12 protein-coding genes are annotated in these 12225 nt (G+C 63.0%); all 12 read right to left on the bottom strand.

From position 1 onward, the window contains the following. Positions 1–5: 5 nt before the first annotated feature. Positions 6–773, bottom strand: coding sequence for a type III pantothenate kinase (locus tag ACP15W_RS05045; RefSeq protein ID WP_424931765.1), 768 nt, complete (start codon positions 771–773; stop codon positions 6–8). Next, a complete protein-coding gene (locus ACP15W_RS05040) occupies positions 757–1560 on the bottom strand; it encodes a biotin--[acetyl-CoA-carboxylase] ligase (protein WP_424931764.1) in 804 nt (267 codons plus the stop codon). Before ACP15W_RS05040 ends, ACP15W_RS05045 begins: the two co-directional genes overlap by 17 nt. A 5-nt stretch (positions 1561–1565) precedes the next feature. Continuing rightward, positions 1566–3002, bottom strand: coding sequence for an NADH-quinone oxidoreductase subunit NuoN (gene nuoN / locus ACP15W_RS05035; protein ID WP_424931763.1), 1437 nt, complete (start codon positions 3000–3002; stop codon positions 1566–1568). A gap of 22 nt (positions 3003–3024) precedes the next feature. Continuing rightward, on the bottom strand, positions 3025–4560 hold the full coding sequence (locus ACP15W_RS05030) for an NADH-quinone oxidoreductase subunit M (protein WP_424931762.1): 1536 nt from the start codon (positions 4558–4560) through the stop codon (positions 3025–3027). A gap of 1 nt (position 4561) precedes the next feature. Beyond that, entirely contained in the window at positions 4562–6733 is a 2172-nt protein-coding gene (gene nuoL, locus ACP15W_RS05025) for an NADH-quinone oxidoreductase subunit L (RefSeq protein WP_424931761.1), read from the bottom strand. A 7-nt stretch (positions 6734–6740) separates the two neighbouring features. After that, entirely contained in the window at positions 6741–7046 is a 306-nt protein-coding gene (gene nuoK, locus ACP15W_RS05020) for an NADH-quinone oxidoreductase subunit NuoK (RefSeq protein WP_424931760.1), read from the bottom strand. 34 nt (positions 7047–7080) lie between these two features. Then, positions 7081–7695, bottom strand: a complete 615-nt coding sequence (locus tag ACP15W_RS05015) for an NADH-quinone oxidoreductase subunit J (RefSeq protein WP_424931759.1) — start codon at positions 7693–7695, stop codon at positions 7081–7083. Between the two features lie 64 nt (positions 7696–7759). Further along, complete coding sequence (gene nuoI / locus ACP15W_RS05010) at positions 7760–8251, bottom strand: NADH-quinone oxidoreductase subunit NuoI (protein WP_424931758.1); 492 nt, start codon at positions 8249–8251, stop codon at positions 7760–7762. A gap of 4 nt (positions 8252–8255) precedes the next feature. Next, positions 8256–9293, bottom strand: a complete 1038-nt coding sequence (gene nuoH / locus ACP15W_RS05005) for an NADH-quinone oxidoreductase subunit NuoH (RefSeq protein WP_424932279.1) — start codon at positions 9291–9293, stop codon at positions 8256–8258. A 3-nt stretch (positions 9294–9296) separates the two neighbouring features. Further along, entirely contained in the window at positions 9297–11324 is a 2028-nt protein-coding gene (gene nuoG / locus ACP15W_RS05000) for an NADH-quinone oxidoreductase subunit NuoG (RefSeq protein WP_424931757.1), read from the bottom strand. Between the two features lie 69 nt (positions 11325–11393). Beyond that, positions 11394–11612 carry a hypothetical protein gene (locus ACP15W_RS04995; RefSeq protein ID WP_424931756.1) on the bottom strand — a complete coding sequence of 73 codons (219 nt, stop codon included), beginning with the start codon at positions 11610–11612 and terminating at the stop codon, positions 11394–11396. Between the two features lie 14 nt (positions 11613–11626). Beyond that, positions 11627–12121 (bottom strand): DUF3291 domain-containing protein, encoded by a 495-nt coding sequence (locus tag ACP15W_RS04990; protein WP_424931755.1) that lies wholly within the window; start codon positions 12119–12121, stop codon positions 11627–11629. Between the last annotated feature and the right edge of the window lie 104 nt (positions 12122–12225).

The raw sequence follows: 12225 nt of genomic DNA, 5'->3' as shown, positions 1-12225 counted from the left end.
CGGCCTCACTCTCTGTTCAGTCGGTCGATCAAGACGAGGCCATGAATGGTCAACTCGGTATCGACGATTTCAAGCACGTTGGTTCCCTGGGCAAACAGGGTGGAAAGACCACCGGTTCCGATAACTTTCATCGGAACTCCGCGCTCTTCCCGAATACGCGCACATATGCCTTCGATAAGTCCAATGTAACCCCAATAAACGCCTGACTGCATGCAGGCCACCGTATTCGTACCGATAACGGAATTGGGCTTGCTGACATCGATATGCGGAAGCGCCGCGGCCGCGTCATGCAGTGCCTTGAGAGACAGGTTCACGCCGGGCGAAATCACCCCGCCTTCATAGGCCCCATCCTCACCGACGACGTCGAAGGTCGTTGCGGTGCCGAAATCCACGACAATCAGGTTTCCGCCGTATTTGTCGTGTGCGCCGACCGTATTCACAAGCCGGTCCGCCCCAACGCTGGTGGTCGGGTCCACGCGAACCGGGACGCCGATCTTCACATCCGGTTTGCCGACGACATGGGGTCGGCAACTGAAGTAGCGGTCGGACAGCACGCGCAGGTTGTAGACCACGCGCGGAACCACGGAGGAAATGACCACGGAGTTGATCTCGGCCTGCTTCTCGTGGAAATCCATGAGCTGTTGGAGCCAGACGAAATACTCGTCCGCCGTGCGTTCCTGCTCAGTCGCGCAGCGCCACTGCGCGACAAGCTCGGTCCCGTCGTGAAGTGCAAAAACCGTATTTGTATTGCCGACGTCAATTGCCAGAAGCATTCAATTCCCCCGTCCCTCCCGATACCTGCCTGCGGAAATGAATCTCCGCCGCAGGCAGCGTGACCCGCCCCTCCGCGGTATCAAGCTGGATCGCTCCGCTCGTGTCGATGCCACCGAAGGTGCCGTGGATCTCCCGCCCCGGCAGCCGCGCAACGATCTGCCTGCCGAGCCCTGTGGCCGCCCCCAGCCAGGCCTTGCGCAGCGGCGTAAAGCCCCCTCGTTCGTAAGTCGCTTCCCACCGCGCGAATGCATTCGCAAGGAAGATGGCAAAATCCTCCGGTGCGATCGCAAATCCGGTCGCATCCGCGAGGCTCACCGGCTCCAGGGCACCGGCTTCAAGCAGTCCGGGTTCTGGAGCATGGGCAAGGTTCACGCCGATCCCGACGGCAAGCGCCTGTTTTTCCCTTCGTGGTGCAGGGCACATCTCGAGGAGAATGCCGGCCAGCTTTCGCCCCGACAGCAGCACGTCATTTGGCCATTTCAGCGAGAAGAGTTCCGCCCGGCCCGTAACCTCGGTCAGCGCGTCGCGCAGGGCGAGCGCCGCGGTGAACGAGCGCAGGGCGGCATCCCGGGGTTCACCCGAAGGCGTGAAGAGAAAGGTGCCGTAGAAGTTGCCCGGATGATCGGTCCAGGGGCGACCGCGCCGCCCCCGGCCGCTGGTCTGGCGATGCGCCAGAATCCAGAGCGGCCCGGTCTGCCCGACAGAGGCCAGTCGCTGGGCCTCCGCGTTCGTGCTGTCAACGTCATTCAGGCGGCGGAAGCCGACGCCCCGCGGCCAGTCAGTCATTCGGTCTACTGGACAAGCGATGCGGCGGCCGCGGCAGCGAGGCTGTCAACTCCGAAGAGATTGACGATCCCGAAGATCATCGCGAGCGACGAGGCGCCCAGAAGACCCCAGTGGATCGGAGGCATCCGGCCGTCCATCGGCTCTGCCGCTTCGCCGAAATACATCAGGTAGACGATGCGCAGGTAGTAGTAGGCACCGATCACGCTGGCGACCACACCCGCGACCGCGAGCCAGACCAGTCCGGCATCGACCGCCGCCGAGACGACGTAGAACTTCCCGAAGAAACCGATCAGCGGCGGAACGCCCGCGAGGCTGAACATCAGGACCGCGAGCGCGGCAGCCCGGGCCGGTTCGACCCGGCTGTAGAGACCGAGCGAGGCGATGTCGCTCACCTGCTTGCCGTCGCGCGTCATGTTCAGGATGAAGGCAAAGACCCCCACGTTCATGGTCACGTAGATGGCGAGGTAGACGAGAAGCGCCTCCGCGCCCGCCTGGGTTCCGGCCGCCAGCCCCATGAGTGCGTAGCCCATGTGCCCGATGGAGGAATAGGCCATCAGGCGCTTGATGTTGGTCTGGCCGATGGCGGCGAATGAGCCGAGGAACATCGAGAAGAGCGAGATGAGCGCGAGCACCTGCTGCCAGTCCGAAACGGCATCGCCGAAGGCATCGAACAGCACGCGCGCCATCAGCGCCGCGGCGGCGACCTTGGGCGCAGTGGAGAAGAAGGCCGTCACCGGCGTCGGTGCGCCCTCATAGACGTCCGGCGTCCACATGTGGAACGGCACCGCGGAGACCTTGAAGGCCAGCCCCGAGATGATGAAGACGAGGCCGAACACGAGACCCGTCGCCATGTGCTCGCCGCTTCCCACGATCGAGCCGATGCCCGCGAAATTCGTGGTGCCGGAGAAGCCGTAGGTGAGGCTCGCACCATAGAGCAGCAGCCCCGAGGAGAGCGCGCCAAGGACGAAATACTTCAGCCCTGCTTCCGTGGAGCGCAGGCTGTCGCGGCGGAAGGAGGCGATGACATAAAGCGCGAGCGACTGCAGTTCGAGCCCGAGATAAAGCACGATCAGGTCGGAGGCGGACACCATCACCATCATCCCGATGACAGCCAGCGTCACCAGCACCGGGAACTCGTATTTCAGGAGATCGGTACGCGCCAGGAACTCGAGGCTCATCGCAAGCGTCGCCGCGGCGCCGAAGAGGATCAGCACCTTGGAGAACCGCGCGAAGCCGTCATTGATGAAGCTTCCCTCGAACGCCATGCTGGTGCCGGAGCCGAACCCGACCCAGAGGCCGACGATCACGAGCACCGACACCGTGACGCGCAGGATCAGGCGGCTCATGTCCCTCTTGGCGAAGGCGCCCCAGAGGAGCGCCCCCATCGCATAGAGCGCGAGGATCAGTTCCGGGGCGATAACGGAAAGGTCTTGGCCGAGCATCTGTCTACTGTCCCCGTATCCGTCAGTGCATTGCGAGTGTGGTGGTGGTCGCGGCCATGGCCGTTTCGGTGTGCTGCACCAGCGCATCCACCGAAGGCCCGATCACGTCGAGGATGAGCGCGGGATAGACCCCGAGCAGGAGCGTCGCGACCACAAGCGGCGCGAAAATGAGCTTCTCGCGACCGGTCATGTCCTCGATGGTCTTGAGGCTCTCCTTGATCAGGTCACCAAAGACCACCCGGCGGTAGAGCCAGAGTGCGTAGCAGGCCGAGAGGATCACCCCGAAGGCAGCGAAGAACGCCACCCAGGTGGAAACCTGGAACACCGCCGAGAGCGTGAGGAACTCGCCGACGAACCCGGAGGTGCCGGGCAGGCCCACGTTGCCCATGGTGAAGAGCATGAAGATCAACGCATAGACCGGCATTCGGACAACGAGACCGCCATAGGCCGCGATGTCACGGGTGTGCATCCGGTCATAGATCACGCCGACGATGAGGAAGAGCGCGCCGGAGATAAAGCCATGGCTCAGCATCTGGAAGATCGCGCCATCCAGCCCCTGCTGGTTGAAGGCGAAGATCCCCATGGTCACGAACCCCATATGTGCCACGGAGGAATAGGCGATGAGCTTCTTCACGTCTTCCTGCATGATCGCCACGAGGCTGGTATAGACAATGGCGATCACCGAGAGGGTGAAGACGAAATCCTGCATCACCATCGAACCCACGGGGAACATCGGCAGGGAGAAGCGCAGGAAGCCGTAGCCCCCCATCTTCAGAAGGATCGCCGCCAGCACGACGGAGCCCGCGGTGGGCGCTTGAACGTGGGCATCCGGCAGCCAGGTATGAACCGGCCACATGGGCATCTTCACCGCAAAGCTCGCGAAGAAGGCGAGGAACATCAGCGTCTGCGCTCCACCGATGACCGAGAAGCCCAGAACGCTCATCGTCTCAGACGGGAACTCGTAGGTGAGCAGCGTCGGGATGTCGGTGGTGCCGGCCTGGTAATACATCGCGATCATCGCGACCAGCATCAGCACCGAGCCGAGGAAGGTGTAGAGGAAAAACTTGAACGCCGCGTAGATGCGATCCTTTCCGCCCCAGATGCCGATGATCAGGAACATCGGGATCAGGCCCGCCTCGAAGAAGACGTAGAAGAGGATCAGATCGAGTGCGCAGAACACGCCGATCATCAGCGTCTCCAGCACGAGAAAGGCGACCATGTATTCCTTCACCCGGTCCGTCACGTGCCAGCTCGCGCCGATCACCAGCGGCATCAGGAAGGTGGTGAGCATCACGAAGAGGACGGAAATGCCGTCCACACCCATCTTGTAGGTAAGCCCGCCCAGCCATTCGGCCTCTTCGACGAACTGGAAGCCGGTATCGGACGGATCGAACCCGATCAGCACGAAGAGCGACAGGATGAAGGTGGCCCCAGTCGTGAAGAGCGCGAGGAGTTTCGCGTTCTTCTGGGCCAGCTCATCCTCGCCCTTGAGGAAGATCAGAAGCACCGCCGCCCCGATCAGTGGCAGGAAGGTGATGAGCGAAAGCAGGCTGTTCATCTTACGCTGCTCCCCGGATGCTGAGCCACAGGACAAGGACGATCAGACCGACCACCATCGCCAGGGCATAGTGGAAGAGGTATCCGGACTGTGCCCGCCCGGCGAGACGCGTGACGAAGGGAACGAAGCCCATGGCCAGGCCGTTGATCGCGCCGTCGATGGTCGCGCCATCCCCCTTCTTCCAGAAGAAGGAGCTGAGCCAGCGGGTCGGCCGCACGAAGATCACGTCGTAGATCTCGTCGAAATACCACTTGTTGAGCAGGAAGCGGTAGAGGATCGGCTGCGCATCCGCGAGTGCCTTGGGCCGCGTCGGATCGAGGATGTAGAACCAGTAGGCCACCGCCAGACCCGCGAGCATGGCGAAGAAGGGCGAGACCTTCACCCAGACCGGCGAATGGTGCGCATCGTCGATGACGGTGTTTTCAGGTCCGAAGAAGACCGCGCCGATCTGCGCCGCGTCATGATGTGCCTCTTCCGCACCATGATCGCCTGTGGCTGCATCGGCGTGTTCCGCTGCCTCGCCATGGCCTTCGGCCTCGGCGCTCTCGCTTGCCACCGCGTGATCGGCCGAAGCTTCCTCACCGTGGTCAGCCGTTTCGGCACCGTGATCGTCGCCATGGGCAACTTCCTCATGGTGGGCCGGGATGCCGAACCAGGCGTTCATCTTGTGATGGTCGCCGAAGAAGACGCCATACCAAATCATGCCCGCGAAAACCGCGCCGAATGCCAGCACGCCGAGCGGAATGAGCATGACCCGAGGGCTCTCATGCGCATGGTCGTGGGCGTGGTGGTCGCCGCGCGGCTTGCCGTGGAAGGTGAGGAACACGAGCCGCCAGGAATAGAAGCTGGTGAAGGCCGCCGCGACCACGAGGCAGGCGAAGGCGAACCCTGCCGCGCCGTTCTGGCCCGCGAACGCGCTTTCAATGATCGCGTCTTTCGAGAGGAAGCCCGCGAAACCGATGGTGGTGAGCGGAATGCCGACACCGGTGATCGCCAGCGTTCCGGCCATCATCATCCAGTAGGTGAACGGCACCTTGTCCTTCAGCCCGCCATAGTTCCGCATGTCCTGTTCGTGGTGCATCGCGGTGATGACCGAACCGGCACCGAGGAACAGCAGCGCCTTGAAGAAGGCGTGGGTGAAGAGATGGAACATCGCGACCGGATATGCGCCCACACCGGCGGCCACGAACATGTAGCCGAGCTGCGAACAGGTCGAATAGGCAATCACGCGCTTGATGTCGTTCTGCACCAGACCCACGGTCGCGGCGAAGAAGGCCGTCATCGCGCCCATGAAGGTGATGAAGGTCAGCGCACCGGGCGCGAACTCCAGGACCGGCGACATGCGGCATACGAGGAAGACGCCCGCGGTCACCATGGTTGCGGCGTGGATCAGCGCCGAAACCGGGGTCGGGCCTTCCATGGCGTCCGGCAGCCAGGTGTGCAGCAGAAGCTGCGCCGATTTGCCCATCGCGCCGACAAAGAGCAGGAAGGAGGCAACCTCGGCCGCGTTCCACTCGCGCCACAGGAAGGTGAGCTGCGTCTCGGCAATCTCGGGTGCTGCCGCGAAGATGTCGTCAAAGGCGATGGAATCGACGAGGTAGTAGAGCGCGAAGATCCCCATCAGGAAGCCGAAGTCACCGACACGGTTGACGATGAACGCCTTCATGGCTGCGTTGTTGGCGCTGGCCTTGCGGTAGTAGAACCCGATCAGCAGGTAGGAGGCGACACCCACGCCTTCCCAGCCGAAGAACATCTGCAGGAGGTTGTCGGCGGTCACCAGCGAAAGCATCGCAAAGGTGAAGAAGGAGAGATAGGCGAAGAAGCGCGGCAGGTAGCTCTCGCCCTCTTTCCAGTTCTCGTCGTGGCCCATGTAGCCGATCGAGTACAGGTGAACGAGCGAGGAAACGGTCGTGACCACCACCAGCATGATGCAGGTGAGCCGGTCAACGCGCACGCCCCATTCGGCGCTCATGGACCCCGAGGCGACCCAGCGGAAGAGCGGGCGGCTCACTGTCTCGCCGTCGAAGCTGAAAAAGACGATCCAGGAGAGGAAGCAGCAGAAGAAGAGGATGGCGGTCGCGGTGTAGGTGGCGGCCTTCTCGCCCATCAGCTTGTAGCCGAAGCCGCAGATCAGCGCGCCGAAGAGCGGCAGGAGAAGAATGAGGGTCGTCATAGCCGCGTTACCCCTTCATCATATTTATGTCTTCCACCGCGATCGTGCCGCGGTTGCGGAAGAAGCAGACGAGAATTGCGAGGCCGATGGCGGCTTCCGCCGCTGCCACGGTCAGGATGAAGAGCGTGAAGACCTGTCCCGCGAGATCCCCGAGATAGGCGGAGAAGGCGACCATGTTGATGTTGACCGCGAGCAGCATCAGCTCGACCGACATCAGGATGATGATGACATTCTTGCGGTTGATGAAGATGCCGAAGATGCCGGTGACGAAGAGGATCGCGGCAACAGTGAGGTAATGGCCCAGTCCGATCATGCAGCAACGCCTCCGCGTGTCAGGTATTTCGTTTTCATGCGCCCTGCCCCGGTTTGATATCGACCAGGTCGACGGCGGTCTTGGGGTCGCGATACATCTGCGAGACCACGTCCTGCTTCTTCACACCGGCCCGCTTGCGATGGGTGAGGACAATGGCCCCGATCATGGCGACCAAGAGCACGAGCCCCGCCAGTTCGAACAGGAACACATACTGCGTGTAGAGCACGTTCCCGAGCGCGGCGGTGTTCTCCGTGACCGCCGGATCGGGCGTGACCGCGGGCCGCAGCGCCAGGGCTTCCTCGCTCGCCTCCCAGCCACCGAAGGCGAAGCCCAGCTGCACCAGCAGCACCACCGCGATCAGAAGCCCGGCAGGCAGGAACTTCGCCATGCCGCCACGCAGCTCCGCGAAGTCCACGTCAAGCATCATGACCACGAAGAGGAAGAGCACCGCGACTGCGCCGACATAGACGATCAGCATCAGCATCGCGACGAATTCCGCCCCCAGGAGCACGAAGAGCCCGGCGGAGGAGAGAAACGCCAGGATCAGCCAGAGCACCGAATGCACCGGGTTTCGCGCGAACACCACCAGAACCCCCGCCACGACCGCGATGATCGAGAACAGATAGAAGGCAAAAACGGCAAAACTCATGTGTGTCCCCCTTCCGGCGTCCCGCACTTGCGACGGGATTGATGCGCTCTGGGCTGGATTTCAGTCATCTGTAGGGCGCGTCCAGTTCGAGATTGCGGGCGATTTCCGCCTCCCAGCGGTCACCGTTCGCCAGAAGCTTGTGCTTGTCGTAGAACAGCTCCTCGCGGCTCTCGGTCGCGAACTCGAAATTCGGCCCCTCGACGATCGCATCCACCGGGCAGGCTTCCTGGCAGAAACCGCAGTAGATGCATTTCGTCATGTCGATGTCGTAGCGCGTCGTGCGCCGCGACCCATCCTCGCGCGGCTCCGCATCGATCGTGATCGCCTGCGCCGGGCAGATCGCCTCGCAGAGCTTGCAGGCAATGCAGCGCTCCTCGCCATTCGGATACCGCCTGAGCGCGTGCTCGCCGCGGAACCGGGGCGAAAGCGGGCCCTTCTCGTGCGGATAGTTCAGCGTAGGCTTCGGTTTGACGAAGTAGCGCAGCCCGAGCTTGAAGCCCGCGAAGAAGTCGGCCAGCAGGAAGTAGCGCGCGGCCTTTGCATAGGTGAATGCCATGTCATCAGCCTCCGATTGCCCAGCGCTGGTAGGCGCCCCAGAACCAGCCGTAGTGCGCGGCCAGCCCGACAAGTGCGACCCAGCCGAGCGAGAGCGGCAGGAACATCTTCCAGCCGATCCGCATCAGCTGGTCATAGCGGTAGCGGGGCACGATGGCCTTCACCATGGCGAACATGAAGAAGAACATCAGCATCTTCAGCGCCATCCAGATGAAGCCGTCGGGCAGCCCCGGAATTGGCGAGAGCCAGCCACCGAAGAACAGCACCGACATCAGCGCGCAGAGGAAGAACACCGCCATCAGCTCGCCGATCATGAAAAGCAGGAACGGCGTCGAGGAATATTCCACCTGGTAGCCCGCAACGAGCTCCGATTCCGCCTCAGGTAGGTCGAAGGGCGGGCGGTTGGTCTCGGCCAGCGCCGAGATGAAGAAGAGGAACACCATCGGCAGGTGCGGCAACCAGTACCAGTTGAACATGCCGAGGTCGCCATCCTGGGCCATGACGATCCTGGTCAGGTTCAGCGAGCCGGTCGAGATCAGGACACCGATGATGATGAGGCCGATCGAGACCTCGTAGGAAATCATCTGGGCCGCGGAGCGCAGGCTGCCCAGGAAGGGATACTTCGAGTTCGAGGCCCAGCCGCCCATGATCACGCCATAGACCTCGAGCGAGGAGATGGCGAAGATGAACAGGATGCCGACGTTGAGGTTCGAAACCACCCAGCCGTCCCCGAAGGGCATCACCGCCCAGACGATGAGCGAGGTGATGAAACTGATCATCGGAGCGAGGAAGAAGACGAACTTGTCCGCGCCCGAGGGCACAACCACTTCCTTGACGATATACTTCAGGAAGTCGGCGAAGCTCTGCATCAGCCCCCAGGGGCCGACGACGTTCGGACCGCGGCGGATCTGAACCGCGGCCCAGATCTTGCGGTCGGCATACATCAGGAATGCGAGGCTCACGAGCACAAGCACCGTGACCAGAAGGCATTGCGCGAGAATGATGATGAAGATGCCCAGACCGGTGTCGAAGAAGCCGTCCATCATTTACTCCGCTGCCATGGGCCGGGCCCGGTCGCTTGCCAGTCTGGCCAGTTCCGCCATGACCGAGCTTGCGCGCATGATCGGGTTCGCGAGGTAATGCGCAGAAGTCGGCGAGGTGAAATCGCCCAGATCCTTGTCGAGGGTCTTACCGCCCGCATCGAACGACGTCCACGCATTTTCCGGCACGATGTCGATCGCACCGAGATGCGGCAGTTCGGCCACCATTTCGGCCCGGAGAGCGGCCAGCGAATTGAACGGCAGTGTCGCGCCGAGCTCGGCCGACAGGGCCCGGAGGATCGCCCAGTTTTCCTTCGCCTCGCCCGGAGGGAAGCCGGCGCGGTTGGCCATCTGCGGCCGACCCTCGGTGTTGACGAAGATCCCGGATTCCTCGGTGTAGGCTGCCCCCGGCAGGATCACGTCCGCCCGGTGCGCACCACGGTCGCCATGGCTGCCCTGGTAGATCACGAAGGGCCCCGGCGCGATGTCGATCTCGTCGGCACCGAGGTTGTAGACCGCTTCGGCCCCGTCGAGCGCGGCCTCGACGCCGCCCTCCGTGACAAAGCCAAGGTCAAGCGCGCCGACGCGGCTCGCCGCCGTGTGGAGCACCAGGAACTTGCTGTTGGAATTCTCGACGAGCCGCATGGCCGCCGCGAGGCAGGCTTCGCCATCTGCACCGGTGAGCGCGCCCTGCCCGATCACGACGACGGTGTCCTTGTCCTTGACCCCGCCGAGATCCTTGGAGGCCAGTTCCTCGAGCGCCGCGCGTCCGGTTCCGGTGTGCACGACATCATACGTCAGATCGACCGGTTCACCGATATGGCCCACCGTCGCACCGCGCAGCCAGGCCTTGCGGATGCGCGCGTTGAGCACAGGCGCTTCCAGACGCGGATTCACGCCCACGAGCTGGATCATCTCCGCGAATTCGAGATCCTCGATGGTTGCGGTTCCGGCGTAGGCCGCCCGGTTGTCTGCCGGAAGCTTCGCGCCATCGACGCGGGCCTCCGTGGTCCAGTCTAGGCTGCGCGCGAGTTGCCGCAGGGCGTAGATCGCTTCGGTCGGGGCGAGATCTCCCGCAATCGCGGCGACCTTCTTGCCCTTGGTTCCTTCTGCCACAGCCTTGAAGGTCTCTCCCCAGGTCGCGGGCTTGAGCTTGCCATCGACGCGGATGTAGGGCCGGTCCAGTCGCTGGCGCCGCAACCCGTCCCAGATGAAGCGCGAGCGATCCGCAAGCCATTCCTCGTTCACGCCGTCATGGTTGCGCGGCAGGATGCGCATGACTTCGCGGCCCTTGGTGTCAACCCGGATGTTCGAGCCGAGGGCATCCATCACGTCGATGGATTCCGTCTTCTTCAACTCCCAGGGGCGGGCGGTGAAGGCATAGGGCTTGGAGGTCAGCGCGCCGACCGGGCAGAGGTCGATCACGTTGCCCTGCATCTCGGAGGTGAGCATCGCGCCCAGGTAGGAGGTGATCTCGCTGTCCTCGCCGCGCCCGGTCTGTCCCAGTTCGGGGATGCCGGCCACCTCGGTGATGAAGCGCACGCAGCGGGTGCACGAAATGCAGCGCGTCATGCAAGTGCCGACCAGCGGCCCGAGATCCATGTCCACCGCAGCGCGTTTCGGTTCGCGGTAGCGCGAGAAATCGACACCATAGGCCATCGCCTGGTCCTGAAGGTCGCATTCGCCGCCCTGGTCGCAGATCGGGCAGTCGAGCGGGTGGTTGATGAGCAGGAACTCCATCACCCCTTCCCGCGCCTTCTTCACCATCGGCGATGTCGTCCTGATCTCGGGCGGAGCGCCGTCCTTGCCGGGGCGCAGATCCTTGATCTGCATGGCGCAGGATGCCGCGGGTTTCGGCGGACCGCCCACGACCTCGACGAGGCACATGCGGCAGTTGCCGGCGATCGACAGCCGCTCGTGATAGCAGAAGCGCGGGATCTCGACCCCGGCCTCCTCGCAGGCCTGCAACAGGGTCAAGCGGGGATCGACCTCGATCTCGCTGCCGTCGATGATAACTTTGCGCAGATCACTCATGCCAGCGCTCCAAAAATTCCTGCTGCTACGTGCCGAAGGGTCATGTGCCCGGTTGCGTCGCTCATGTGGTCAGGACCCCTCGTCTCTCGGCCATTTCTTGAAAGCCAGCACCCAGAGCGCGATGAGGTTCGCGATGGGCACGACTGCCAGCAACCCCCAGAACCCCGAATGCCCGGTCCGCGACCAGATCTTCCAGAACGGAATGACCGCAAGCGCCGCGAAAAGCACGAGCATGATGAGGCTCACCAGCGGATTGCCTTCGGTTGCCAGTTGCGCTTCCGCTTCCATCGCCCGTTCCTTCCCTACTCCGCCGCCATGTCGGTGCAATTGCGCACACGCCACAGCCGCGCTTCCTTCAGATGCGACCAGCCGAAGGCATGGTCGCTGTCGCCGTTGGCCTTGAGATGCTCCAGCCGATCCAGAGCTTCGTCGAGGCTAGGTCGGTGCCCCGCGGGCACCCACCACATGACGAAATGCATCGCGCCCAGCACCTCGAACCATTCCGCCCGGCGCTCGTAGAACTGCCGGTGGACTGTGTTCCAGACGAAAGTCTCAAGCGCCTCGACGCTTTCCCAGACCGTCAGGTTCGCGACGAACCGCGGGTCGCCGTCGATCTTCGTCTCGGTGTTGCCCGTGCCCGGTTCACCCGAGCCCTCCATCATCCAGTTAAAGCCGGGCATCCGCTTGCCCAGCCCGTTCACCCGGTCGAGCGCGCCCATGAACTCCGCCACGCGCGCATCTTGCGGATCGGCCACGAGCCGTCCGACATTGAGCTGCGCGAGGTGCATTCCGTCCATCAGCCTCTAAATCCCGAGTCAAATCGTTGGCATACAGATTGTGCATGGATTGTGCATGCACCGTGCATTCCCGATTTCGCCGCAACCGATTGAAATTGCGCCGC

The sequence above is a fragment of the Amaricoccus macauensis genome (assembly GCF_049800915.1).
In the GTDB taxonomy this organism is placed as follows: domain Bacteria; phylum Pseudomonadota; class Alphaproteobacteria; order Rhodobacterales; family Rhodobacteraceae; genus Amaricoccus; species Amaricoccus macauensis_A.
The sequence above is the reverse complement of the archived record's forward strand: the minus strand, read 5'-3'. Positions and strand labels throughout refer to the sequence as shown.

Excerpts from the sequence above, each read along its gene's own strand:
- ACP15W_RS05045 (WP_424931765.1), bottom strand. The coding sequence starts at position 773 with ATGCTTCTGGCAATTGACGTCGGCAATACAAATACGGTTTTTGCACTT.
- ACP15W_RS05040 (WP_424931764.1), bottom strand. The coding sequence starts at position 1,560 with ATGACTGACTGGCCGCGGGGCGTCGGCTTCCGCCGCCTGAATGACGTT.
- nuoN (WP_424931763.1), bottom strand. The coding sequence starts at position 3,002 with ATGCTCGGCCAAGACCTTTCCGTTATCGCCCCGGAACTGATCCTCGCG.
- ACP15W_RS05030 (WP_424931762.1), bottom strand. The coding sequence starts at position 4,560 with ATGAACAGCCTGCTTTCGCTCATCACCTTCCTGCCACTGATCGGGGCG.
- nuoL (WP_424931761.1), bottom strand. The coding sequence starts at position 6,733 with ATGACGACCCTCATTCTTCTCCTGCCGCTCTTCGGCGCGCTGATCTGC.
- nuoK (WP_424931760.1), bottom strand. The coding sequence starts at position 7,046 with ATGATCGGACTGGGCCATTACCTCACTGTTGCCGCGATCCTCTTCGTC.
- ACP15W_RS05015 (WP_424931759.1), bottom strand. The coding sequence starts at position 7,695 with ATGAGTTTTGCCGTTTTTGCCTTCTATCTGTTCTCGATCATCGCGGTC.
- nuoI (WP_424931758.1), bottom strand. The coding sequence starts at position 8,251 with ATGGCATTCACCTATGCAAAGGCCGCGCGCTACTTCCTGCTGGCCGAC.
- nuoH (WP_424932279.1), bottom strand. The coding sequence starts at position 9,293 with ATGGACGGCTTCTTCGACACCGGTCTGGGCATCTTCATCATCATTCTC.
- nuoG (WP_424931757.1), bottom strand. The coding sequence starts at position 11,324 with ATGAGTGATCTGCGCAAAGTTATCATCGACGGCAGCGAGATCGAGGTC.
- ACP15W_RS04995 (WP_424931756.1), bottom strand. The coding sequence starts at position 11,612 with ATGGAAGCGGAAGCGCAACTGGCAACCGAAGGCAATCCGCTGGTGAGC.
- ACP15W_RS04990 (WP_424931755.1), bottom strand. The coding sequence starts at position 12,121 with ATGGACGGAATGCACCTCGCGCAGCTCAATGTCGGACGGCTCGTGGCC.